The 25,720-nt window shown below is 41.2% G+C and carries 22 protein-coding genes; 18 read left to right on the forward strand and 4 right to left on the reverse strand.

All coding sequences use genetic code 11. From position 1 onward, the window contains the following. The first annotated feature begins 89 nt into the window (after positions 1-89). From ATE34_RS01930 to metK, 4 genes are all read left to right on the forward strand, one after another. Positions 90-2,276 (forward strand): PTS transporter subunit IIBC, encoded by a 2,187-nt coding sequence (locus tag ATE34_RS01930; protein ID WP_000974084.1) that lies wholly within the window; start codon positions 90-92, stop codon positions 2,274-2,276. 51 nt (positions 2,277-2,327) lie between these two features. Then, positions 2,328-3,143 (forward strand): endonuclease/exonuclease/phosphatase family protein, encoded by an 816-nt coding sequence (locus tag ATE34_RS01935; protein ID WP_000670866.1) that lies wholly within the window; start codon positions 2,328-2,330, stop codon positions 3,141-3,143. Positions 3,144-3,274: 131 nt separating this feature from the next. After that, positions 3,275-4,618, forward strand: a complete 1,344-nt coding sequence (locus ATE34_RS01940; RefSeq protein WP_084910859.1) for a DEAD/DEAH box helicase — start codon at positions 3,275-3,277, stop codon at positions 4,616-4,618. A 180-nt stretch (positions 4,619-4,798) separates the two neighbouring features. After that, positions 4,799-5,992, forward strand: a complete 1,194-nt coding sequence (gene metK, locus ATE34_RS01945) for a methionine adenosyltransferase (RefSeq protein ID WP_084910861.1) — start codon at positions 4,799-4,801, stop codon at positions 5,990-5,992. 108 nt (positions 5,993-6,100) lie between these two features. On the opposite strand, the gene ATE34_RS01950 is transcribed toward metK, so the two are convergent. The 4 genes from ATE34_RS01950 to ATE34_RS01965 all read right to left on the reverse strand — a co-directional run bounded on the left by ATE34_RS01950 (position 6,101) and on the right by ATE34_RS01965 (position 9,772). After that, a complete protein-coding gene (locus ATE34_RS01950) occupies positions 6,101-6,400 on the reverse strand; it encodes a DUF1827 family protein (protein ID WP_000767205.1) in 300 nt (99 codons plus the stop codon). Between the two features lie 58 nt (positions 6,401-6,458). After that, a complete protein-coding gene (locus tag ATE34_RS01955) occupies positions 6,459-6,911 on the reverse strand; it encodes an NUDIX hydrolase (RefSeq protein ID WP_084910863.1) in 453 nt (150 codons plus the stop codon). A gap of 130 nt (positions 6,912-7,041) precedes the next feature. Beyond that, positions 7,042-9,303: an ATP-dependent Clp protease ATP-binding subunit gene (locus ATE34_RS01960; RefSeq protein ID WP_084910865.1), complete on the reverse strand. Its 2,262-nt coding sequence runs from the start codon at positions 9,301-9,303 to the stop codon at positions 7,042-7,044. A 238-nt stretch (positions 9,304-9,541) separates the two neighbouring features. Then, the gene (locus ATE34_RS01965; protein WP_000443577.1) at positions 9,542-9,772 is read right to left on the reverse strand and encodes a DUF1797 family protein; all 231 of its coding nucleotides are present in this window, start codon (positions 9,770-9,772) and stop codon (positions 9,542-9,544) included. 191 nt (positions 9,773-9,963) lie between these two features. Between ATE34_RS01965 and ATE34_RS01970 the strand changes: the two genes are divergently transcribed. The 14 genes from ATE34_RS01970 (at position 9,964) to pgdA (ending at position 25,652) form a co-directional block, all read left to right on the forward strand. Beyond that, entirely contained in the window at positions 9,964-10,647 is a 684-nt protein-coding gene (locus ATE34_RS01970; protein WP_061597838.1) for an amino acid ABC transporter permease, read from the forward strand. Beyond that, entirely contained in the window at positions 10,647-11,381 is a 735-nt protein-coding gene (locus ATE34_RS01975; protein WP_084860136.1) for an amino acid ABC transporter ATP-binding protein, read from the forward strand. Before ATE34_RS01970 ends, ATE34_RS01975 begins: the two co-directional genes overlap by 1 nt. A 33-nt stretch (positions 11,382-11,414) precedes the next feature. Then, positions 11,415-11,735 (forward strand): TfoX/Sxy family protein, encoded by a 321-nt coding sequence (locus ATE34_RS01980; protein ID WP_084910867.1) that lies wholly within the window; start codon positions 11,415-11,417, stop codon positions 11,733-11,735. Between the two features lie 149 nt (positions 11,736-11,884). Then, positions 11,885-12,742, forward strand: coding sequence for a bifunctional methylenetetrahydrofolate dehydrogenase/methenyltetrahydrofolate cyclohydrolase (locus tag ATE34_RS01985; RefSeq protein ID WP_142357477.1), 858 nt, complete (start codon positions 11,885-11,887; stop codon positions 12,740-12,742). Between the two features lie 4 nt (positions 12,743-12,746). Then, positions 12,747-13,520 (forward strand): HAD hydrolase family protein, encoded by a 774-nt coding sequence (locus ATE34_RS01990; protein ID WP_061597834.1) that lies wholly within the window; start codon positions 12,747-12,749, stop codon positions 13,518-13,520. A 53-nt stretch (positions 13,521-13,573) separates the two neighbouring features. Next, complete coding sequence (locus ATE34_RS01995) at positions 13,574-14,395, forward strand: hypothetical protein (protein ID WP_061597833.1); 822 nt, start codon at positions 13,574-13,576, stop codon at positions 14,393-14,395. Between the two features lie 14 nt (positions 14,396-14,409). Beyond that, positions 14,410-15,261, forward strand: coding sequence for an NAD(P)H-hydrate dehydratase (locus tag ATE34_RS02000; RefSeq protein ID WP_084910871.1), 852 nt, complete (start codon positions 14,410-14,412; stop codon positions 15,259-15,261). Between the two features lie 199 nt (positions 15,262-15,460). After that, on the forward strand, positions 15,461-17,950 hold the full coding sequence (locus ATE34_RS02005; RefSeq protein ID WP_394335036.1) for a bifunctional DnaQ family exonuclease/ATP-dependent helicase: 2,490 nt from the start codon (positions 15,461-15,463) through the stop codon (positions 17,948-17,950). 5 nt (positions 17,951-17,955) lie between these two features. Beyond that, on the forward strand, positions 17,956-19,179 hold the full coding sequence (locus tag ATE34_RS02010; RefSeq protein ID WP_084910875.1) for an FtsW/RodA/SpoVE family cell cycle protein: 1,224 nt from the start codon (positions 17,956-17,958) through the stop codon (positions 19,177-19,179). A 10-nt stretch (positions 19,180-19,189) separates the two neighbouring features. Further along, positions 19,190-19,744: a DJ-1 family glyoxalase III gene (locus ATE34_RS02015; RefSeq protein ID WP_084910877.1), complete on the forward strand. Its 555-nt coding sequence runs from the start codon at positions 19,190-19,192 to the stop codon at positions 19,742-19,744. 83 nt (positions 19,745-19,827) lie between these two features. Then, entirely contained in the window at positions 19,828-20,391 is a 564-nt protein-coding gene (locus ATE34_RS02020) for an HAD-IA family hydrolase (RefSeq protein ID WP_318836558.1), read from the forward strand. 13 nt (positions 20,392-20,404) lie between these two features. Continuing rightward, positions 20,405-22,351, forward strand: coding sequence for a DNA topoisomerase (ATP-hydrolyzing) subunit B (gyrB, locus tag ATE34_RS02025; protein ID WP_084875527.1), 1,947 nt, complete (start codon positions 20,405-20,407; stop codon positions 22,349-22,351). Between the two features lie 80 nt (positions 22,352-22,431). Then, positions 22,432-24,159: a septation ring formation regulator EzrA gene (ezrA, locus tag ATE34_RS02030; protein WP_084910881.1), complete on the forward strand. Its 1,728-nt coding sequence runs from the start codon at positions 22,432-22,434 to the stop codon at positions 24,157-24,159. Positions 24,160-24,263: 104 nt separating this feature from the next. Further along, a complete protein-coding gene (gene pgdA / locus ATE34_RS02035; protein ID WP_084910883.1) occupies positions 24,264-25,652 on the forward strand; it encodes a peptidoglycan-N-acetylglucosamine deacetylase PgdA in 1,389 nt (462 codons plus the stop codon). Positions 25,653-25,720: the final 68 nt, after the last annotated feature.

The raw sequence follows: 25,720 nt of genomic DNA on the forward strand, positions 1-25,720 counted from the left end.
CAAAAAAAAATAAAGTGGTATAATTGAATTATAAATAAGTGCAAACGTTTTCGTAAAACGTTTGCCTAAAAAATATAAAGGAGATTTGAATGATGAAAGATACATTCAAAAATGTCTTGTCTTTCGAATTTTGGCAAAAATTCGGTAAGGCATTGATGGTGGTTATCGCTGTTATGCCAGCGGCTGGATTGATGATTTCAATCGGTAAGTCGCTTGCATTGATTGACCCAAATCTTGCCCCACTTGTTATTACAGGTGGAATTCTTGAGCAAATCGGTTGGGGAGTTATCGGTAACCTTCATATTTTGTTTGCTCTTGCTATCGGTGGTAGCTGGGCTAAAGAACGTGCAGGCGGTGCATTTGCAGCAGGACTTGCCTTTATCTTAATCAACCGTATCACTGGTACTATCTTTGGAGTTACAAGTGATATGCTGAAAAACCCTGAGGCTATGGTCACTACCCTCTTTGGAGGCTCAATCAAAGTTTCTGATTACTTCATCAGTGTTCTTGAAGCACCAGCATTGAACATGGGTGTTTTTGTAGGGATTATCTCTGGTTTTGTAGGGGCAACTGCCTTTAACAAATACTACAACTACCGTAAACTTCCTGATGCGCTTTCATTCTTCAATGGGAAACGCTTCGTACCATTCGTTGTCATCCTTCGTTCAGCTATTGCAGCAATTGTACTTGCAGCTTTCTGGCCAGTTGTTCAAACAGGTATCAACAACTTTGGTATCTGGATTGCCAATTCACAAGAAACAGCACCTGTTCTTGCACCATTCTTGTATGGTACTTTGGAACGTTTGCTCTTGCCATTTGGTCTTCACCACATGTTGACTATCCCAATGAACTATACAGCTCTTGGTGGTACTTATGACATTTTAACTGGTGCAGCTAAAGGTACTCAAGTATTCGGTCAAGACCCACTATGGCTTGCATGGGTAACAGACCTTGTAAACCTTAAAGGTACTGATGCTAGTCAATACCAACACTTGTTAGATACTGTTCACCCAGCTCGTTTCAAAGTTGGTCAAATGATCGGTTCATTCGGTATCTTGATGGGTGTCATCGTTGCTATCTACCGCAATGTTGAAGCAGACAAGAAACACCAATACAAAGGAATGATGATTGCAACAGCTCTTGCAACTTTCTTGACAGGGGTTACTGAACCAATCGAATACATGTTCATGTTTGTTGCAACACCTCTTTATCTTGTATATTCTGTTGTTCAAGGTGCTGCCTTCGCTATGGCTGATATTGTTCACCTTCGTGTGCACTCATTCGGTTCAATTGAATTCTTGACTCGTACTCCGCTAGCTATCAACGCTGGTCTTGGTATGGATATCATTAACTTTATCTGGGTAACTGTCCTCTTTGCAGTCATCATGTACTTCATTGCCAACTTCATGATTAAGAAATTCAACTATGCAACTCCAGGACGTAACGGAAACTATGAAACTGCTGAAGGAGCATCAGAAGATGCAACTCCAGGAGAAACAAAAGTTGCAGCAGCTTCTCAAGCTGTAAATATCATTAACCTTCTTGGTGGTCGTGCAAACATCGTAGATGTAGATGCATGTATGACTCGTCTTCGTGTAACTGTTAAGGATGCAGATCGTGTTGGTACTGAGGAACAATGGAAAGCAGAAGGCGCTATGGGTCTTGTCATGAAAGGACAAGGTGTCCAAGCTATCTACGGACCAAAAGCTGACGTATTGAAATCTGATATCCAAGACATCCTTGACTCAGGTGAAGTAATTCCTGAAACTCTTCCAAGCCAAATGACAGAAGCTCAAAAAAATACTGTACATTTTAAAGGTGTAACTGAGGAAGTTTACTCAGTAGCTGACGGTCAAGTTATTGCCTTGGAACAAGTGAAAGATCCAGTCTTTGCTCAAAAAATGATGGGTGATGGTTTTGCAGTAGAACCAGCAAATGGAAACATTGTATCTCCAGTTACAGGTACTGTATCAAGTATCTTCCCAACAAAACATGCACTTGGACTTGTTACTGAATCAGGTCTTGAAGTACTTGTTCATATTGGTTTGGATACTGTAAGCCTTGAAGGAAAACCATTTACTGTTCACGTTTCTGAAGGACAAAAGGTTGCAGCAGGTGATCTTCTTGTTACAGCTGACTTGGATGCTATCCGTGCAGCAGGTCGTGAAACATCAACAGTGGTTGTCTTTACAAATGGTGATGCTATCAAATCAGTTAAATTAGAACAAACAGGTTCTCTTGCAGCTAAAACAGCAGTTGCTAAAGTAGAATTGTAATATACTCGAGGTTGGAAGCTGTTTTCCAACCTCTTGTTTTAGGAGAAAAGCATGAAATTTTTAACACTCAATACTCATAGTTGGATGGAAAAAGAAGCAGAGGAAAAATTCCAGCTCTTGCTCCAAGATATTCTTGACAAAGATTATGATTTGATCTGTTTTCAAGAAATTAATCAAGAAATGACTTCGCCGGAGGTAGAGGTTAACAATCACTATCAAGCTTTGCCATCAGCAGAACCTATTCATCAGGATCACTATGTACGACTTCTGGTTGAAAAATTGGCTGAGAAAGGGAAAAACTACTACTGGACTTGGGCTTATAATCATATTGGCTATGACCGCTACCATGAAGGTGTAGCTATCTTATCCAAAACACCTATTAAGGCGCGTGAGATTTTAGTATCAGATGTAGATGATCCAACGGACTACCATACTCGCCGTGTTGTCTTAACTGAGACAGAGGTTGAAGGCAAGGAACTTGCTCTTGCAAGTGTCCATCTCTCTTGGTGGGATAAAGGTTTCCAAGAAGAATGGGCACGATTTGAGGCTGTATTAAAAGAGTTAAACAAACCTCTGATTTTAGCTGGAGATTTCAACAACCCAGCTGGTCAGGAAGGCTATCAAGCGATTTTAGCTAGCCCATTAGGATTACAAGACGCGTTTGAAGTTGCGAAAGAAAGAAGTGGTAGCTATACCGTTCCACCAGAAATTGATGGCTGGAAAGGCAATACCGAATCACTACGAATCGACTATGTCTTTACGACAAAAGACTTAGAAGTGGAAAGTTTGCATGTAGTTTTTGATGGCCAAAATGGTCCACAAGTCAGTGACCACTATGGTTTGAATGCTGTATTGACCTGGAAATAATGAAAGAGGTTGGAATCAGAGGTTCCAACCTTTTAAGCTACTTGAATCTTTAATACAGGACTGAGATTCAAATGAAGCTACTGAAATAGGACAAAATATGGTATAATTGAAAGTATAGAATCGAGGATAGTATGTCATTTAAGAAATTTCAATTTAAAAATTATATAGCAGAAGCCTTGGAGGAGTTGAAGTTTACGACTCCTACCGAAGTTCAGGAAAAGTTGATTCCTATTGTCTTGGCAGGTCGTGACTTGGTGGGCGAGTCAAAAACAGGTTCAGGAAAGACCCACACTTTCTTACTACCCATTTTTCAGCAATTAGATGAAACTAGCGATAGTGTGCAGGCGGTCATTACTGCACCAAGTCGTGAGTTGGCTACTCAAATTTACCAAGCAGCTCGTCAGATTGCAGCTCACTCAGATGTCGAAGTTCGTGTGGTTAATTATGTGGGTGGTACGGATAAGGCGCGTCAGATTGAAAAACTGGCCAGCAACCAACCACATATCGTTATCGGAACGCCAGGTCGCATCTATGACTTGGTCAAATCTGGTGATTTGGCTATTCACAAGGCTAAGACATTTGTAGTTGATGAAGCCGATATGACCTTGGATATGGGATTCTTGGAGACAGTCGATAAGATTGCAGGGAGCCTTCCAAAAGACTTGCAATTCATGGTCTTTTCAGCGACCATTCCACAAAAATTGCAACCGTTCTTGAAAAAATACTTGTCAAATCCTGTCATGGAAAAAATCAAGACCAAGACAGTCATCTCAGATACCATTGATAACTGGTTGATTTCGACCAAGGGTCGCGACAAGAATGCTCAAATTTATCAGTTGACTCAGTTGATGCAACCGTATTTGGCAATGATTTTTGTTAACACTAAAACGCGTGCTGATGAATTGCATGCATATTTGACTGCTCAAGGCTTGAAGGTAGCAAAGATTCATGGAGATATTGCTCCTCGTGAACGCAAGCGGATCATGAATCAGGTGAAAAATCTGGATTTTGAGTACATTGTCGCAACGGACTTGGCAGCGCGTGGAATTGATATTGAAGGTGTTAGTCATGTCATCAATGATGCCATTCCGCAAGACTTGTCCTTCTTTGTACACCGTGTTGGACGAACTGGACGCAATGGTCTACTTGGTACAGCTATTACCCTTTACCAGCCAAGTGATGATTCGGATATCCGTGAGTTGGAGAAATTAGGAATCAAGTTTACTCCTAAGATGGTCAAAGACGGAGAGTTTCAAGATACCTATGACCGTGATCGTCGTGCCAATCGTGAAAAGAAGCAGGACAAGCTTGATATTGAAATGATTGGCTTGGTTAAAAAGAAAAAGAAAAAAGTCAAACCAGGCTACAAGAAGAAGATTAAATGGGCGGTGGATGAAAAACGTCGCAAAACCAAGCGTGCTGAAAATCGTGCTCGTGGCCGTGCAGAGCGGAAAGCCAAACGCCAAACATTTTAAGAACAAAATTGGAGCTGAATGGCTCCTTTTTGTACCTTCGTTTTATAAATTTTCGAAAAGAATGCAAAAATGAGTAAAAAGTGGTATAATGATAAGGTTATATAGTCCCGATAAGATGGTAGAAATTTCTATCAGTACTTTGTAACTCTATAACAATATTTTTTAAGGGGGGACATTTTTATGTCAGAACGTAAATTATTCACGTCTGAATCTGTATCTGAGGGGCATCCGGATAAGATTGCAGACCAAATTTCAGATGCGATTTTGGATGCTATTTTAGCAAAGGATCCAGAGGCGCACGTTGCTGCTGAGACAGCTGTATACACTGGTTCTGTCCATGTTTTTGGTGAAATTTCTACAAATGCTTATGTGGATATCAACCGTGTGGTTCGTGATACCATTGCAGAGATTGGTTATACGAATGCAGAATATGGTTTTTCTGCGGAAACAGTTGGAGTTCATCCATCGCTTGTTGAGCAGTCGCCGGATATCGCCCAAGGTGTTAACGAAGCCTTGGAAGTCCGTGGAAGTGCAGATCAAGATCCGCTTGACTTGATTGGTGCTGGTGACCAAGGTCTCATGTTTGGATTTGCAGTGGATGAGACAGAAGAACTCATGCCATTGCCAATCTCACTCAGCCACAAGTTGGTTCGTCGTTTGGCAGAACTTCGTAAGTCTGGTGAAATCAGCTATCTTCGTCCTGATGCTAAATCACAAGTTACAGTTGAGTATGATGAAAATGACCGTCCGGTACGTGTGGACACAGTCGTTATTTCAACTCAGCACGACCCAGAAGCTACTAATAAACAAATCCACAAAGATGTGATTGACAAGGTCATCAAAGAAGTTATTCCAGCTTCTTACTTGGATGAGCAAACAAAATTCTTCATTAATCCGACTGGCCGCTTTGTAATTGGTGGACCTCAAGGAGACTCAGGTTTGACTGGTCGTAAGATCATCGTGGATACCTATGGTGGCTATTCTCGTCATGGTGGCGGTGCCTTCTCTGGTAAGGATGCGACGAAGGTGGACCGTTCAGCCTCTTATGCGGCTCGCTACATTGCCAAGAATATCGTGGCAGCAGGTCTTGCTAAGAAAGTAGAAGTGCAATTGGCCTATGCTATCGGTGTGGCGCAGCCTGTCTCTGTTCGTATCGATACTTTCGGTACAGGAACAGTAGCTGAAAGCAAACTTGAAAAAGCAGCGCGTCAAATCTTTGATCTTCGCCCTGCAGGAATTATCCGAATGCTGGATCTTAAACGTCCAATTTATCGTCAAACAGCGGCCTATGGACATATGGGACGTACAGATATTGACCTTCCATGGGAACGTTTGGATAAGGTAGATACTTTGAAAGAAGCTGTGAAATCATAACCACCCGTTAGGTGCGAGACGGACTAATAGTCACATAATAAAAAAGATTGGTAGTTGTGTACTACCAATCTTTTTTGTAAGTGAAAACCAGCTTTTAAGCTGGTCTTCTTATTTTATAGGGATTGAAATCTCAATCAATTTATCCGAATAGAGGGTTTTGATATTGGCTTCATCGATGCTTCCTTTGTCAATTTTACGTTTCAAGAAGAAGTCTTGGATGGTTTCAATTTCGGGTTCACGAATAGCACGGTGTTTGTTGGAAATGAGGATTTCATAGTGAAGCGGGGCTTGTGTGAAAACCACATCTGTATTTCCGGCCGAATAGACCTCGACAAGAGTTGCATCAGTACTTTCTAATTGGCTTTTAACAAGTTGCGAGTGTGAATTAGTCGTGTTGATAAGCTTCATAACAGTTCCTCCGATTTTCTAACTCTATTATAGCACTTTTTGGATAAAATCGTGTATTTTAGCCAATTCCATGCTGGATTTTCCAAGCTTCTATTCCCCATTTATGGCTACCACGTTTGAGTTTTTCAATTGCTTCATCAATAGGAAACCAAGCAATATGATTAAAATCTTCCAATGGCTTTTGTACTTCTTGGAAAGAAATAGCTTCATAGAGATAAGCTGGGTTATAGTAGTAGGTATCACGGTGGCGAGAGTAGAAATACTCGTCAGCTTGCCCATAATAGGTTCCAATCTCAGCTGTAAAGCCAAGTTCTTCGATTAGTTCTCTCTTCAGTGCTTCTTGATGAGCCTCGCCTGCTTCAATCTCTCCACCTGGCAAGAACCAAGCACCATTGGGAGCTTGAACTAAGACAATTTGTTTTTTTTCTTCATCAGGAATAACTGCGTACACACTGTAGCGGGGCTGGTAGGTCACATTCTCTTTTTTTTCACCAAAAGTTGGGTTTACCATTGCATTTTCCTCATTCTCTAGTATCTTTATTATTATCATAATGGACGAGGGGCAAGCTGTCAAGAATTTACAGTTATTTTAGTAAAAAAGGTGCAGAAAATGATAGACTTCCTGCACCTGTTAGATCGTTTTATTCTTCTTTTTCAGAAGCAATCTCTTCTATTTTTTCAGTTTTTTTGGCAGATTTGATTTGAATCTTACCATTGCTTGTCATGACTGCCTTGAGGGCTTTCTCACTTGGATTTTCAAGGTAGAAGTCAGTGATGGCATCCTCGATATGGTCTTGAATGGTGCGACGGAGTGGACGAGCTCCCATTTTTGGCTCATATCCTAGGTCAACTAATTTTTCTTTGACCTTGTCTGTTACATCAAGATGGATGTTGTTGCTAGAGAGGCGTTTGTTGACATCTGCTAGCATGAGTTCGACGATTTGGAGAAGGTTGTCCTTGCTGAGAGGTTTAAATTCGATGATGCCGTCAAAACGGTTCATAAACTCAGGACTAAAGAAGTTGCCGAGTTCACCGAGAACAGAGTTGGTTCGACCTTCACGAGCAGCTCCAAAACCAACGCTGGCTTCGGCCTTACCAGTACCCGCATTTGAGGTCATGATAATGATGGCATCCTTAAAGCTAACTGTTCGTCCTTGCCCATCAGTCAAACGACCATCGTCCAAGACTTGGAGGAACATGTGCATCACATCTGGATGGGCTTTCTCGACCTCATCGAGAAGGATGAGTGAGTAAGGATTGCGACGAACTTTTTCCGTTAACTGACCCGCTTCATCGTAGCCAACATAACCTGGAGGGGCTCCGACTAATTTAGCCACACTGTGTTTTTCCATGTATTCACTCATATCAAAGCGAATCATGCTGTCAGCAGAACCAAAGAGTTCAATGGCTAGTTGTTTGGACAGTTCTGTCTTACCGACACCAGTTGGTCCGACAAAGAGGAAACTTCCGATTGGGCGGTTAGGAGTTCCAAGACCAACACGATTACGACGGATGGCTTTGGCAATCTTATCGACAGCTTCATCTTGACCAATGACATGAGCTTTGAGGTCGTCTGCTAGATGGATAAGCTGAGACTGTTCTTTTTCTTTGAGTTCTCCGACAGGAATATTGGTTTTCTGCTCAATGATATGCTCAATGGTTTTCTCGCTAATGATAGGAGTATCCTGGTCAGTCACCTTGTTTTTCTGCATTTCCTTGTACTTGGCAATCTGATCGCGGAAATAGGCAGCCTTTTCAAAGTCTTCCTCTCGAGTAGCTTGAGCCTTGAGATTCTCAGCTTCAATTAAACGCTGATCAATCACTTTAGGATCAACAAAGTTCAGCGTCAAATTCATCTTAGAACCAGCTTCATCTAACAGGTCAATAGCCTTGTCTGGCAAGAAGCGGTCTTGGATATAGCGATTGGAAAGATTTGCAGCAGCTTCGATAGCAGCGTCTGTGTACTTGACGTGATGGTAGTCTTCGTATTTCTTTTGAACCCCTTTGAGGATGGTAATGGTTTCTTCAACAGTTGGTTCATCTACCTTGACAGGTTGCATACGGCGTTCGAGGGCAGCATCTTTTTCAATGATACGGTATTCATTGAGAGTAGTGGCGCCGACCAGTTGCAATTCACCACGGGCAAGGGCTGGTTTCAGGATATTGCCTGCATCCATATTGCCATCACCTGCTGACCCTGCACCAACAATTTCATGGATTTCGTCGATAAAGAGGATGATGTCCTCGCGTTTGCGAATTTCTTCCATGAGCTTTTGCATACGTTCTTCAAATTGGCCTCGAATCCCTGTTCCTTGAACTAGACTGACCACATCCAGACGGATGACCTGTTTGCCTTGGAGTTTATGGGGAACATCGCCATCGACAATCTTCTGAGCTAAACCTTCGACAACAGCTGTTTTACCAACACCTGGTTCTCCGATAAGGACAGGATTGTTTTTGGTTCGACGGTTGAGAATTTCGATAACGCGGATAATCTCCTCGTCTCGGCCGATAACAGGGTCAATATCTCCCCGACGAGCTATTTCAGTCACGTTGATACCATATTCCTCTAGGAGCCCTCTTTCTTGGCTAGGAGGAGGTGTTTGAACAGGTCCGCGGTTTTGAGGTCCGTATCCCCCATTGCCTCCGTATCCCCCACCGGATTGAGTTGGAGGGACGTTATTTGAAGAAGCCCTGAAATTGTTCAAATCATTGAAAAAGTCTCCGAAAGGATCAAAGTCATGATTGTTTAAGTCAGTCATTCCTTTAAAGAGGGTATTATTTGGATCTGTTTTGATAATTTTATAGCAATTTTGACAGAGATCAATTTGCTTTTGCTGCCCATTGATATTGGTATACAGATGAATTGTTGAGTCGTTAATTTTACAGTTTTGACAGAGCATAACATCTACCTCATTTCATTCTTATTCTTGGCCTAAGAAAAAGGTCAAGAATAGTCAAAGTTTTATACTCTCATTATAGCATGATTAAGGTGTAAAGCAAGTAAAAAGATTGGGAAGTGGTCGTTTTTAAAAGAAGGATTTATGGAGAATCCAGCGACATTGAAGGTAAGAAAAAATCCCATTTGTGGTGACAAAAAGGATTCTCATTCATCGGGCCTTACTGCCCGTTGTTTTTATATTAGTAAAGGAGTTCGTAGATTTCCATTGCAATCAAATCAATGCTATCAAAAGTATAAGTTTCACGAGCCTCTACATCGCGAAGGGTGAAGAGTGATCCGTTTTCTTCGTCGTGGCTGTATGCAACTTCTGCGACAACAACACCTTCACGTTCAAAATTACGTTTTAGATTTCCACCATCTTTTGTCATTGCTTCTAGGCGGTTAATGATTCTAACCAAATGTGATTCCATTTTGATTCTCCTCCATTTCTTATCGTTTCTATTTTACCATAAACAAGAGGTAGTTGACTAGAAAAAAACTGTGATTTCTCTCTATTTCTCTATTCTATCAAGTTAATTGTCAAAATCAGAGAAAAAGAATTGCATTTTAATTCAATTTGTGTTATAATCATACAATCTAATACATAGAAAGTTGATTGAATATGAATTTTTCTTTTTTACCAAAGTATTTACCTTATTTTAATTATGGTGCTCTGATTACCGTATTGATTTCCATCCTTGTTGTTTGCTTAGGGACCATTATAGGTGTGTTACTGGCCTTTGCCCAACGTTCACGCTTTAAACCGCTCGTTTGGTTTGCAAATGTGTATGTTTGGATCTTCCGTGGAACTCCAATGATGGTTCAGATTATGATTGCCTTTGCTCTTATGCATATCAATGCTCCGACTATCCAAGTGGGAATTTTAGGAGTTGATCTTTCTCGTTTGATTCCTGGTATTCTGATTATTTCTATGAATAGTGGAGCTTACGTTTCGGAAACTGTTCGTGCGGGGATTAATGCGGTTCCTAAAGGGCAGTTAGAGGCAGCTTATTCCTTAGGTATTCGTCCCAAAAATGCTATGCGTTATGTTATTTTGCCACAGGCAATTAAGAATATTCTGCCAGCATTGGGAAATGAATTTATCACCATTATCAAGGATAGTTCCCTCTTGTCAGCGATTGGGGTGATGGAGTTGTGGAATGGTGCAACGACAGTAGCAACAACAACTTATTTACCCTTGACTCCCCTTTTATTTGCGGCCTTTTACTACTTGATTATGACCTCTGTTTTGACAGTGGCGTTGAAAGCATTTGAAAAACATATTGGACAAGGAGACAACAAATAATGACAGAAACCTTGATTAAAATTGAAGAACTACATAAGTCTTTTGGGAAAAATGAAGTTTTAAAAGGCATCAACCTTGAGATTAAACGAGGAGAAGTTGTGGTCATTATCGGTCCGTCAGGTAGTGGGAAGTCAACTCTACTTCGTTCGATGAATCTCCTTGAAGAAGCAAGTAAAGGTAAGGTTATCTTTGAAGGAGTTGATATCACTGATAAGAAAAATGACCTTTTTGCTATGCGTGAAAAGATGGGCATGGTATTCCAACAATTCAACCTCTTTCCTAATATGACGGTTATGGAAAATATTACTTTGTCCCCGATCAAAACTAAAGGTGAAAGCAAGGAAGTTGCGGAGAAAAGAGCACAGGAACTGTTAGAAAAAGTTGGTTTGCCAGATAAGGCAACGGCCTATCCACAGAGTTTGTCAGGTGGTCAGCAACAACGGATTGCCATTGCACGTGGACTTGCTATGGAACCAGATGTTTTGCTCTTTGATGAGCCGACTTCAGCTCTAGACCCTGAGATGGTTGGAGAAGTCCTAGCTGTGATGCAAGACCTCGCTAAATCAGGGATGACTATGGTGATTGTGACGCATGAAATGGGCTTTGCGCGTGAGGTAGCAGACCGTGTTATCTTTATGGCAGATGGAGTTGTTGTCGAAGATGGAACGCCTGAGGAAATTTTCGATCAAACAAAAGAACAACGGACCAAGGAATTTTTGAGTAAGATTTTGTAAGACCTCATTTTTAGAAGAAATGGAGTAGGCATCATGGCTTCCAGTAAAGAATATTTAGATTTTGTTCTTGAACAGCTATCAGAGCTAGAGGAGATGAGTTATCGTCCAATGATGGGAGAGTATATCCTTTATTATCGTGGGAATATTATTGGGGGAATCTATGATAATCGTCTGTTACTGAAGCCTGTGAAGCTGGTCATGGATCAACTGGGACAGACTAGGCTCGAACGTCCTTATGAAGGAGCCAAAGAGATGATTTTACTAGAAGACCTTGAAGATAAGTCATTTCTAGCGAGACTAATCAGGGATATGTATGAAGTCTTACCGGCTCCAAAAGTTAAAAAGAAAGCATGACAGATTTACCTAATATCAATAGGCACTAAAAGCTCGACAAGAGCTTTTTCTTATAGTTTCAAACTATAAGGTTTATTAGTCAAGAAGTGTTAGAATGGCAAGGTATTTTTTGATATAATAAAGGATATTTGATAGAAAAGAGAAGAGGTATGGCACAGATTATTGATGGGAAGGCTCTTGCAGCTAAGTTACAAGGACAGTTGGCTGAAAAGACTGCCAAACTAAAAGAAGAAACAGGTTTAGTTCCAGGCTTGGTGGTGATTTTGGTTGGGGACAATCCAGCCAGCCAAGTCTACGTTCGCAACAAGGAACGGTCGGCTCTTGCTGCAGGATTCCATAGTGAAGTAGTGCGAGTTCCTGAAACTATTACACAAGCGGAATTGTTAGACTTGATTGCCAAATACAATCAAGATCCAGCTTGGCATGGGATTTTGGTTCAGTTACCATTACCTAAACATATTGACGAAGAGGCTGTTTTGTTTGCCATTGATCCAGAAAAGGATGTGGATGGTTTTCATCCGCTAAACATGGGACGCCTCTGGTCTGGTCATCCAGTTATGATTCCTTCGACACCTGCAGGAATTATGGAAATGTTTCATGAATATGGGATTGATCTAGAAGGTAAAAATGCGGTTGTTATCGGTCGTTCCAATATCGTTGGGAAACCAATGGCTCAGCTTCTTTTGGCTAAGAATGCAACAGTGACCTTGACTCACTCACGCACCCATCATCTTGCCAAGGTGGCTGCTAAGGCAGATATTCTGGTGGTTGCAATCGGTCGTGCTAAGTTTGTGACTCCTGACTTTGTCAAACCAGGAGCGGTTGTCATTGACGTTGGGATGAACCGAGATGAAAATGGCAAACTTTGTGGAGATGTTGATTATGATGCCGTTGCACCACTTGCTAGTCACATCACACCTGTACCTGGTGGAGTTGGTCCTATGACTATTACCATGCTGATGGAGCAAACCTATCAGGCAGCGCTTCGAACACTAAACAAGGACTAGGAAGATGAAATTCGTATTTGACCTGGATGGGACGCTGTCTTTCGACTATATGACCATAGATGAGGAGATTCAGCAGGTTCTTTTAAAGGCTGAAGATTATGGGCATGAGCTTGTATTTGCCTCAGCTCGCTCATATCGGGATTGTTTGGGCTTATTAGGTACCGATCTCAGTCAGCGCTTGGTTATAGGTTTGAATGGTGGTGTAGCCTATTATCTGGGGAAAGCCATCTATGAGAGAAATCTCGATGCTAGAGTTTATCAGGCGCTAGTGGATTATTGCCAGACCTATAATCTCCCTTTCTTTGTAGATGATTGCTTTGACTATAGTGGTCAGATTGTGGAGAAGATTCCATTTATTTCCAGTGTGGATCCCCTGAAGGTAGCTTGTCATCAGAAACTCGAGGACTTGGGGGCTCCGATTAAGGTAGTCGTTTATATGGGCGACCATGAGGAGTTGCTTGATGATCTGCTTGGTCAGCTAGAAAGACTAGGACAGGCTCATCTCTCCTATCATGCGCATGAAAAGTGCCTTTATGTTAATCCCTTGGATACTCATAAGGCAACAACTGTTGAAAAGTTATGTGGGGAGAACTTCATCGCTTTTGGAAATGACCAAAACGATATTGAACTGTTTAAGACATCTCTTTATTCAGTTCAGATAGGAGATTTTGCTGGCCTTACTCCATATGCAGATGACACGTTAGAGCTAAAAGGAGCACCTTCTCCAGCAGTGGCAGCTAAAATCTTACAGACTTTTGCGGAATTTAAGGGAAAATAGTGTAGAAGGAGGTTCGAGCCTCCTTTTGTAGTATAATGGAGTGAGGTGATTAGATGATTTTAAAAATTTATAATGGAGAATATAGTTTACAATGGGATGGAATATACTACTTAGCACTAATTGATTATCCAAATATTCAAGAGTGGGAATTAGAAAAAATTGCTAAATTTATAGCTTACGAAAAACTTCATAAACGTCAAACAAGTATCGAGTGTGCTGATTCTTGTTTAAAAAAAGAGATTTTAGATTACATCTGTCAGCATCCCTTTCTTCCACCATTTACCCCTACAGACAAAAGAGTAGCTTCGACTTATGATCTACATAAGAGGCTAGTGACTTCAGACTACTGTAGCCATACTACGACTATAGATGCAGCGATTTCTATTTTTAAAACAGGTCAGCTCTTATCTGCTGTGAAAGCCTTTAGGCGAGATGCTGAGGAGTTGGTTTTGGATAGTCGAAATGCTGCATCTGATCCGAAAGATTATTTTGACTATGTCATGTTAGGATGGTCAAATACAAGTTCTGGTTATCGATTGGCGATGGAGCGTTTATTAGGTCGAGCTCCTTCAGAGAAAGAATTACAAGATAAGTTTATTCCTGGAGTAAGTTTTCATTTTATCTATACAGATTTGATTAAAGTTCCTGGTTATATTTTTGATGGTTACCATGCTGTAAAAATTAAGGACATGCTTAATTTATTAAGTGAGTTGTATATTTGCATTATTCCAACTCATAATAAGTGCCAATTTGAAAATATTATTCCAACTAAAATACAAGATAGGGTGCATTATCTTGACTATGATGGAGAAGACTTAGAAGAGTGGACTAAGAAAGTCTATCAAGTTGTTTTAAAACAATCAGATAAAGGATAGTTGAGGAAAAAACGATGAAAGTGATTGATCAAACTTTATTAGAAAAAGTCATTATTGAACGTTCTCGTACCAGTCATAAAGGAGACTATGGCCGTCTGCTCTTGCTTGGTGGGACCTATCCTTATGGTGGAGCCATCATCATGGCTGCCTTGGCAGCTGTCAAAAGTGGTGCAGGGTTGGTGACTGTTGGCACGGATAAGGAGAACATTCCGGCTCTGCACAGTCATTTACCTGAGGCCATGGCATTTTCTCTTCAAGACCAGCAATTGTTAAAAGAACAGTTAGAAAAGGCAGAGGTTGTCTTGTTAGGTCCGGGTTTGCGAGAGGATGCATTCGGAGAAGAACTCGTAAAATGGGTTTTTAACAACCTCAGAAGTGACCAGATTTTGATTGTAGATGGTGGTGCTTTGGGCATCTTAGCAAAAGGCCAGTTACCACTTCCTTCCAGTCAGCTCATCCTAACTCCCCACCAAAAGGAATGGGAAAGACTGTCTGGTATAGTTCTTGACCATCAAAATACAGAGGCGACTGCCAGAGCTCTTTCTGCTTTTCCTCAAGGAACGATTCTTGTCGAGAAAGGTCCAGCGACTCGTATCTGGCAAGCTGGTCAGTCTGAATATTATCAGTTACAGGTTGGAGGACCCTATCAAGCAACTGGTGGGATGGGAGATACTCTGGCTGGGATGATTGCAGGTTTTGCAGGTCAGTTTGACCAAGTCAGTCTCTATGAGAGAGTGGTGGTAGCAACCCACCTTCATTCAGCTATCGCGCAAGAACTTGCTCAAGAAAACTACCTTGTCTTGCCAACAGAAATTAGCAAGCTACTTCCGAAAGCAATGAAAAAAATATCTCAAAAAGACAACTAATACCTTGGTTGTCTTTTTATGTTGATGTAGGTTTGTTGATAAGGTTTTCAAATACCTCAGAACCAGTGACCAACTGCTGAACTTGTGTGAAATTCTCACTTTTAAGGTCTTGATTTTTACTCAAACTCGCAAGAAAAGCGAGATTGTTATCAAAGTTGAGGGGTGTCAAATCATGCTTTTTTTGATATAATTTTTAATGATGAATGCAAGAAATGATCGGTATGTGGTCGTTGATTTAGAGGCGACCAGCACCGGAAGCAAGGCAAAAATTATTCAAGTTGGCATTGTGGTGATTGAGAATGGTGAAATCATCGATCAGTATGCGACCGATGTCAATCCCCACGAACCCTTGGATTCTCATATCAAAGAATTAACAGGTCTGACCGATCAGCGTTTGGCTGCAGCGCCAGAGTTTTCTCAGGTGGCTGGAAAAATTTTTGAATTGGTTAAGGACGGTATTTTTGTTGCGCACAATGTACAGTTTGATGCTAACCTTCTTGCAGAATTCCTCTTTTTTGAAGGATATGAATTGCGCACACCGCGGGTGGATACAGTTGAGCTTGCTCAAGTTCTATATCCTCAGTTTGAAAAGTATAACTTAGGTATCCTTTGTCAAGAGTTGGGCATTGAGCTGGAACATGCCCATACTGCCCTGTCAGATGCTCAGGCAACAGCAGAACTCTTGCTTTACATGCGTCAAAAACTTTTTGAGTTACCAAAAGGGCTCTTAGAAAGCTTATTAAACCTTGCAGACAACCTTCTCTATGAAAGTTATCTGGTGATTGAGGAGGTCTATCAGCAACAATCTCTCTTGTCTTTACCGGACTTGATGGAGCTTCATGGACTTTTCCTCAGAAAGGAAAGCAAAGGCTTAGTCCCACGAAAGTTATCCAAAGATTTTGCTAAAAATATTTCTTTATTGGGGCTGGAGGAGCGTCCGCAACAGTTGGAATTTGCGGAGAAGGTTGAGCACTTATTGGAAGAACACCAGACTTCCTTCATCCAAGCTCAAACAGGACTGGGCAAGACTTATGGTTATCTCCTCCCAGCTTTGAACTTGGAGAGTCAAGCAGGTGTCCTAGTGAGTGTTCCGACCAAAATTCTTCAAAATCAAATCATGCAAGAAGAAGGTCAGCGCTTAAAAGAGGTCTTCCATCTGGAAATTCATAGTCTCAAGGGGCCTAAAAATTATTTAAAACTGGATGCCTTTCACCGAGTTCTCCATCGACCGGAGTCCAATCGCCTTTTCACACGCTTTAAAATGCAACTGCTCATCTGGCTAACAGAGACAGAGACTGGCGACTTGGACGAAATCGGGCAACTTTATCGCTATCAGCACTTTCTGCCTGAACTAGTCCACGATGGTAAGCTTTCAAAGAAAAGCCTATTTGCTACAGAGGATTTTTGGAAACGAGGGCAGGAAAAGGCCAAGACCAGTCGTGTTCTCTTGACCAATCATGCCTATCTGATCACTCGTTTGGAAGACAATCCAGAGTTTGTCGACAACCGTTTGCTGATCTTGGATGAAGCTCAAAAAATGCTACTAGCTCTCGAAAATTTAGCCCAGCAGGCTTATCGCCTTGAGGAACTTGTAACCCAGCTTGATAAGTCCTTGGAGACAGATGAAGATTTGGTTCAGAAACGCTTGCTTGAGAGTATCGGCTTTGAATGTCGTTACTTGATGGAGCACTATCAGTCGGGCCTTAGGAATGGAAAGTGGTTGGATTCTCTTGAACAGTTGCGCCAGCATTTTTCGGAGCTAGCTCTCCCAGAGTATAGAGAGCTTGCAAACTTTTTCACCTCGGACCGTGAATTTTGGCTTGCTACAGCAGAGAAATCTAGCAAGGATGTCTTGATTTGTTCAAGCAAAAAAGGTCGCTTTATACTAGCAGACTTATTGCCAGAAGATTGTAGGCTCCTAGGAGTATCAGCTACTCTTGAAATCAGCAATCGAGTTTCCCTAGCAGATTTATTGGGCTTTCCAGATGCTCCGCTTGTTAGGCTTGATGTAGCAAAACAGGAGCAACAAGAAGTCTTTCTAATTGATGACTTTCCTCTTGTGACGGAAGTTTCACCTTTTGACTATGCTAGTGAAGTGGCTTCTGTTATCCGAGGTTTACAAGCCTTCCAAGAACCTTTATTGGTTTTGTTTACCTCAAAAGAAATGTTGCTGGCAGTTTCGGACCTGCTCGACCAACCGCATCTAGCTCAGTATAAAAATGGGGAACCAAGTCAACTGAAAAAACGTTTTGAAAAGGGTGAACGCCAGATCTTGCTTGGAACAGGCAGTTTCTGGGAAGGAGTTGATTTTTCAACCCATCCTTGCGTGATTCAAGTGATTCCGAGATTGCCTTTCCAAAATCCCCAAGAGCCGTTAACCAAAAAGTTAAACCAAGAACTGCGTCAAGAAGGGAAAAATCCTTTCTATGATTATCAGTTACCGATGGCGATCATTCGGCTAAAACAAGCCCTTGGTCGTACTGTTAGACGGCCCAACCAAGGTTCGGTTGCTGTAATCTTAGACAGTCGTGTTGTCAGCAAGCGTTATGGTAAACAAATCGCCCAGACCTTGTCAAAAGAAAGGGCTGTTCAAGTTCTTTCTAGAGAACAGTTAGAGCCTGCTGTAGCAGATTTTCTCCAATCCCGTCGCAATAGAATGAAAGAAAAATCCAAGAAAGAGAAAAGGTAAAAAATATGAAACGTTCCTTCGACTCTCGAGTCGACTATAGCCTCCTTCTGCCAGTGTTTTGCTTACTGGTGATTGGAGTAGTAGCCATTTATATAGCAGTTAGCCATGACTATCCAAATAATATATTTCCAATTCTAGGCCAGCAAATCGCTTGGATTTCCTTGGGCCTTGTCATTGGTTTTGTGGTCATGTTCTTTAATACCGAGTTTTTATGGAAGATGACTCCTTATCTCTATGGTTTAGGTCTAGCCTTGATGGTCCTCCCTCTTGTTTTCTACAATCCAAATCTTGTAGCGTCAACAGGTGCTAAAAACTGGGTGTCGATTGGGGGAACGACGCTCTTTCAACCATCTGAGTTCATGAAGATTTCCTATATCTTGATATTGGCTCGAGTCATTGTACAATTCACTCAAAAGCACAAGGAGTGGCTCCGAACCATCCCTTTGGATTTCCTGCTGATTATTTGGATGATTGGCTTTACTATTCCGGTGCTGGTTCTTTTAGCCCTACAAAGTGACTTAGGAACTGCCTTGGTCTTTGTAGCTATTTTTTCCGGTATGGTTCTTCTTTCAGGTGTTTCGTGGAAGATTATCATTCCAGTTTTTGCGACAGGAGTGACTGCAGTTGTAGGCTTCATGGTCATCTTTATAAGCAAGGATGGACGTGCCTTCTTGCATCAGATTGGGATGCCGACCTACCAGATCAACCGCATCTTGGCTTGGCTCAATCCCTTTGACTTCGCGCAAACAACAACTTACCAACAGGCGCAAGGGCAAATTGCGATTGGAAGTGGTGGCTTGTTTGGACAAGGGTTCAATGTGTCCAATCTCCTCATTCCAGTACGTGAGAGTGATATGATTTTCACTGTGATTGCTGAAGATTTTGGCTTCATTGGTTCAGTCTTTGTGGTTGCCCTGTACTTGCTTCTTATTTACCGGATGTTGAAGATTACGATCAGGTCAAATAACCAGTTCTACACCTACATTTCGACTGGGTTTATCATGATGTTGCTCTTCCATATCTTTGAAAATATCGGTGCCGTGACAGGCTTACTTCCTTTGACAGGGATTCCTCTGCCTTTCATTTCTCAAGGGGGCTCCGCAATTATTAGTAACCTCATCGGAGTTGGTCTCCTCTTATCTATGAGTTACCAGACCAATCTTGCAGAAGAAAAGAGCGGAAAAATTCCATTCAAACGAAAGAAAGTCGTCTTAAAACAAATCAAATAAGGAGGTCACTATGGCAAAAGTTGCAGTTATCTTAGCAAATGGCTTTGAAGAAATCGAAGCCTTGACAGTGGTCGATGTCTTGCGTCGAGCAAACATTTCCTGTGATATGGTAGGATTTGAGGAGCAGGTGACAGGATCACATGACATTCAAGTAAAAGCCGATCGTGTCTTTGATGGTGATTTATCTGACTATGACTTGCTCGTTCTTCCAGGTGGCATGCCTGGATCAGCAAATCTACGGTATAATCAAGCTCTTATTTCTGAGATTCATGCCTTTAACCAAGAGGGAAAGAAGATCTCGGCTATCTGTGCAGCCCCAATCGTCCTCCATCAAGCAGGTGTCCTGAAAGACAAGTGCTTTACCTGTTATGACGGTGTTCAGGAAAACATCAGTGATGGAATTTATCAAAAACAAACAGTGGTTGTGGATGGCAATCTAACAACCAGCCGAGGACCGTCAACCGCACTTGCCTTTGCCTATGAGTTGGTAGAGCAATTGGGAGGAGATGCTGAAAGTTTACGAGACGGCATGCTCTATCGAGATGTCTTTGGAAATCAACAGTAAGACGAGAGTTCGGCTCTCGTTTTTGCTTGGAAAAATCTAGGAAATCATCGCTTTTTTCATAAAAAAATGGTATAATGAAGGGTATGAAATATCACGACTATATATGGGATTTAGGTGGTACCCTATTGGATAATTATGAGACTTCTACAGCAGCCTTTGTAGAGACCTTAGCCCAATACGGAATAGAGCAAGAACACGACCGTGTTTACGAAGCCTTGAAGGTTTCGACAGCTTTTGCCATTGAGAAGTTTGCCCCAGCCATCGAGAATTTTTTAGAAAACTACAAAGAGAATGAAGCGCGTGAGCTAGAGTACCCAGTTTTGTTTGAGGGAATTCCAGAGTTACTAAAAGACATCTCTGACAAGGGTGGCCGTCATTTCTTAGTCTCTCATCGAAATGACCAAGTGCTAGAACTTCTTGCAAAGACTCAGATAGCTGACTATTTCACAGAAGTCGTTACTGCCAGTTCTGGTTTCAAACGGAAACCAGATCCAGAGTCTATGATTTATTTACGTGATAAATATCATATCTCATCCGGTTTGGTCATTGGAGACAGAAATATTGATGTAGAAGCAGGTAAAGCTGCCGGCTTAGATGCCTATCTTTTTAAAAACGTTGCGACATTGAGACAAGCAATAGACATGTAAGAAAAGGGAAAAAATGACAGAAGAAATCAAAAATCAACAGGCACAGGATTATGATGCCAGTCAAATTCAAGTTTTGGAGGGGCTGGAAGCTGTTCGTATGCGTCCAGGTATGTATATTGGATCGACTTCAAAAGAAGGTCTTCACCATCTAGTATGGGAAATCGTTGATAACTCAATTGACGAAGCCCTAGCTGGATTTGCCAGTCATATCCAAGTCCTTATTGAGCCAGATAATTCCATCACCGTTGTGGATGATGGACGTGGTATCCCTGTTGACATTCAGGAAAAGACAGGACGTCCTGCTGTTGAGACCGTCTTTACTGTTCTTCACGCTGGAGGAAAGTTCGGCGGTGGCGGATATAAGGTATCAGGTGGATTGCACGGTGTGGGTTCATCAGTAGTAAATGCCCTCTCAACTCAACTAGATGTTCGGGTTCATAAAAACGGAAAGATTTATTATCAAGAATACCACCGTGGGAATGTCGTTGCTGATCTTGAGGTGATTGGAGATACGGATAGAACCGGAACAACAGTTCACTTCACACCGGATCCAGAGATTTTTACAGAAACAACGACCTTTGATTTTGACAAATTGAATAAACGTATTCAAGAACTAGCTTTTTTGAACCGAGGTCTTCGAATCTCCATCACAGATAAGCGTGAAGGTCTCGAACAGACTAAACATTACCACTATGAGGGCGGAATTGCTAGCTATGTTGAATATATCAACGAGAACAAGGATGTGATCTTTGACACACCAATCTACACAGACGGTGAGATGGATGATATTACTGTTGAAGTAGCCATGCAGTACACAACCGGTTACCACGAAAATGTCATGAGTTTCGCCAATAACATTCACACCCATGAAGGTGGAACGCATGAGCAAGGTTTCCGTACAGCACTGACGCGTGTTATCAACGATTATGCTCGTAAAAATAAATTACTAAAAGACAATGAAGACAACCTAACAGGGGAAGATGTTCGTGAAGGCTTAACTGCAGTTATCTCTGTCAAGCATCCAAATCCGCAGTTTGAAGGGCAAACCAAGACAAAGCTGGGCAATAGTGAAGTAGTTAAGATTACCAATCGCCTCTTCAGCGATGCCTTCTCTGATTTTCTCATGGAAAATCCACAGATCGCCAAGCGTATCGTGGAAAAAGGGATTTTGGCTGCCAAGGCTCGTGTAGCTGCCAAACGTGCGCGTGAAGTCACTCGTAAAAAATCTGGTTTGGAAATTTCCAATTTGCCAGGAAAACTAGCAGACTGTTCTTCAAACAACCCAGCCGAAACAGAACTCTTCATCGTCGAAGGAGACTCAGCTGGTGGATCAGCTAAATCTGGTCGTAACCGTGAGTTCCAAGCTATCTTACCAATTCGTGGTAAAATCTTGAACGTTGAAAAGGCTAGCATGGATAAAATTCTTGCTAACGAAGAAATTCGGAGTCTCTTCACAGCCATGGGGACAGGATTTGGCGCAGAATTTGATGTTACTAAGGCTCGTTACCAAAAACTCGTTTTGATGACCGATGCCGATGTCGATGGTGCCCACATTCGAACTCTCTTGCTAACCTTGATTTACCGCTACATGAAACCAATCCTAGAAGCTGGTTATGTTTATATTGCCCAACCACCGATTTATGGTGTTAAAGTTGGAAGTGAGATTAAAGAATACATCCAGCCAGGTACAGATCAAGAAATTAAACTCCAAGAAGCCTTAGCACGTCATAGTGAAGGGCGCTCAAAGCCAACCATCCAACGTTATAAGGGATTAGGAGAAATGGATGATCACCAATTGTGGGAAACAACCATGGATCCAGAACATCGCTTGATGGCGCGTGTTTCGGTAGACGATGCTGCCGAAGCAGATAGAATCTTTGATATGTTGATGGGAGATCGGGTAGAACCTCGTCGCGAATTTATCGAAGAAAACGCTGTTTACAGTACACTTGACGTCTAAAAAATGTGGGAAATAGTTCCCTTGGTTTAAAAAATATGATATAATCATTACGATTGTTTCTAGTATAAAAGGAGTTTGATATGTCTAATGGACAACTAATTTATCTAATGGTTGCGATTGCGGTCATTTTGATTTTAGCTTATGTAACAGCCATTTTCCTACGTAAGCGTAATGTAAGCAGATTAACGGCGCTTGAAGAAAGAAAAGAAGAACTCTACAATCTTCCTGTAAATGATGAGGTTGAAGCCGTTAAAAATATGCACTTGATTGGTCAAAGTCAGGTAACCTTTCGTGAATGGAATCAAAAATGGGTTGATTTATCTCTGAACTCATTTGCAGACATCGAAAATCACCTCTTTGAAGCTGAAAACTACAATAATTCTTTCCGTTTCTTTAAAGCGGCTCACAAGATTGATCAAATTGAAAGCCAGATTAGTTTGATTGAAGAGGATATTGCAGCTATTCGCAATGCCCTTTCTGAACTCGAAAAGCAAGAGTCTAAGAACAGTGGTCGCGTCCTACATGCTTTGGACTTGTTTGAAACCCTTCAACATACGGTTGCAGAGGACTCAGAGAAATATGGGAAAGCTCTTCCTGAGATTGAGAAACAATTGGAAAATATCCAATCGGAATTCTCTCAATTCGTTACCCTTAACTCATCTGGTGACCCAGTTGAAGCTGCAGCAATCCTAGATGATACTGAAAATCATATTCTTGCTCTAACGCATATTGTTGATCGTATTCCAGCTCTTGTTGAAACCTTGACAAAGGAATTACCAGACCAATTAGCAGATTTGGAAGAGGGCTATCGTAAGCTGTTGGATGCCAAATACCACTTTATTGAAACAGATATTGAGTCACGTTTCCAACTTTTGCATGAATCTTTGAAGAATAATCAAGAAAACATTCGTCAGTTGGAGTTGGACAATGCAGAGTATGAAAATAATCGCATTCAAGAAGAAATCAATGCACTTTATGATATTTTCACTCATGAAATTGAGGCTCAAAAAGTCGTTGAGAATCTCCTCTCAACACTTCCAACCTATCTCAACCACTTGAAGGAAAATAACCAGGTGCTTGTTCAGGATCTTGAACGCCTAAATAAAACTTATCTTCTTCCAGAAAGTGATGGGAATCATGTCCGCCGTCTTCAAAAAGAATTAGCTGCACTTGATACCGCTATTTTAGAAGTAACAGAGGACCAAAGAGAATCTGCTCAAGCCTATTCTGTTCTTGAAGAACAGTTGGAAATGCTTCAAAGCAATCTCAAAGATATTGAAGATGAGCAAATTTCTGTGAGCGAACGACTTGCGCAAATTGAAAAAGATGACCTCAATGCTCGCCAAAAAGCAAATGTCTATGTGAATCGTTTGCACACCATCAAACGGTACATGGAGAAGCGAAACTTACCAGGAATCCCTCAAAGTTTCTTGAAACTCTTCTTTACTGCAAGTCATAACACTGAAGATTTGATGGCGGAGCTAGAACAACCGCAGGTTAATATTGAATCTGTTAAGCGAATTCTTGAAATTGCAACGAATGATATAGCAGTACTTGAGACAGAAACATATGACATTGTTCAGTATGCAACTTTGACAGAGCAACTTCTCCAATACTCAAATCGCTACCGTTCATTTGATGAACGCATCCAAGAGGCTTTCAACGAAGCACTTGAAATTTTTGAGAAAGAGTTTGACTATCGGGCATCATTTGAGAAGATTTCTCAAGCCTTGGAAGTTGCAGAACCAGGAGTTACAAATCGTTTTGTGACTTCATATGAAAAAACACGTGAAGCAATTCGCTTTTAAAATAGAAGCTTAGAGAATTCTAAGCTTTTTCTTTATTTTTTGAAATGGAGCTAGATTATCTGTTTATCATTGAAATAATAGCTTTGATTTGATATGATGGAAATATGAAGAAAAATATGAACCGTGTTTCTCACGATAAAAAGAGAAGTATATTGCTTTCCTTTGTTGGAATCTTAGGAATCGCTATGATTCTTTTGGGAAGTGCCATTGGCTACAAGGTTCTACAAAAGCAATCTTATGAACAAAAAATTGAAGCGTTAAAAAGCGAAAAGGACCAGCAATTCAACTCAGGTAGTCAGAAGGACCATTTCCGAAAAGGGCAAGCTGAGGTGATTGCCTACTACCCTCTGCAAGGAGAGGAGGTCATTGCGTCTATTAGAGAAAAAATCAACCAAGATATCAAAGAAAATATAGAAGATAAAGAGGATCTGGTCTTTTATTATACTGAGCAGCTGGATCCTGTCCTTAAGGGAGTTGTTGCTCGTAATATCAGTAAGCAAGTCTACGATTTGTCTGCAGCAAAGGTTGAAGAAAAAGAAAAGACTTCCTTAGGGAAAATTTTCTTGACAGAAGATGGGAAAGCTTTTGACCTCAGTAAACTCTTCAAAGATGCAAGCAAGGCTAAGGAACTCTTACTGAGTCAAATCAAATCAACTCTAGAAGATAAGAAACTTGACCAGGCAAAAATTGATCAAGTTATAAAGAGCTTCACAGATCAGGATTTGGCATCTTGGAGTTTTGATTATAAAGATAGTCAAATCATCCTTTATCCTGCTAATTCTGGAGAGGCTGTTGAGGAAATTGCTTTACCAATATCCAGTTTCTTTGATGTCATTGAGTCCTCTTATCTGTTAGAAAAGGATGCGGAACTCTACCAATCTTACTTTGCTAAGAAAAATAAAAAGGTTGTAGCCTTGACCTTTGATGATGGTCCAAATCCGACTACAACTCCACAAGCTTTGGATACCTTGGCTAAGTACGGTGTAAAGGCAACCTTCTTTGTACTTGGAAAAAACATAGCAGGAAATGAAGATCTTCTGAAACGAATGAAATCGGAAGGTCATGTTGTGGGAAATCATAGCTGGGATCATCCTGTCCTTTCTAAATTATCTCTCGAAGATGCTAAAAAGCAAATCACTGATACAGAAGATTTGTTAACTCAAGTTTTAGGATCAAGCTCTAAACTGATGCGCCCACCTTATGGTGCCATCACTGATGATATTCGAAATAGCCTTGACTTGAGTTTTATCATGTGGGATGTGGATAGTTTAGACTGGAAGAGTAAGAATGAAGCTGCTATTTTGACAGAAATTCAACACCAAGTTCGTAATGGTTCTATCATTCTCATGCATGATATCCATGGTCCTTCTGTTAATTCTCTACCAAGTGTCATTGAGTATTTAAAGGGTGAGGGTTATACATTTGTAACTGTTCCCGAATTGCTCAATTCTCGTTTGAAGGCTCACGAGATCTATTACGACCGTGATCAATAATTGTTAAAATCTAAAGGAGCAAGTGTCCTGATAATCAGGATTTTGTTTCTTTAGATTTTCTTCACATA

Origin of the sequence: Streptococcus oralis subsp. tigurinus, from assembly GCF_002093545.1 — a bacterium.
Classification (GTDB): Bacteria; Bacillota; Bacilli; order Lactobacillales; family Streptococcaceae; genus Streptococcus; species Streptococcus oralis_C.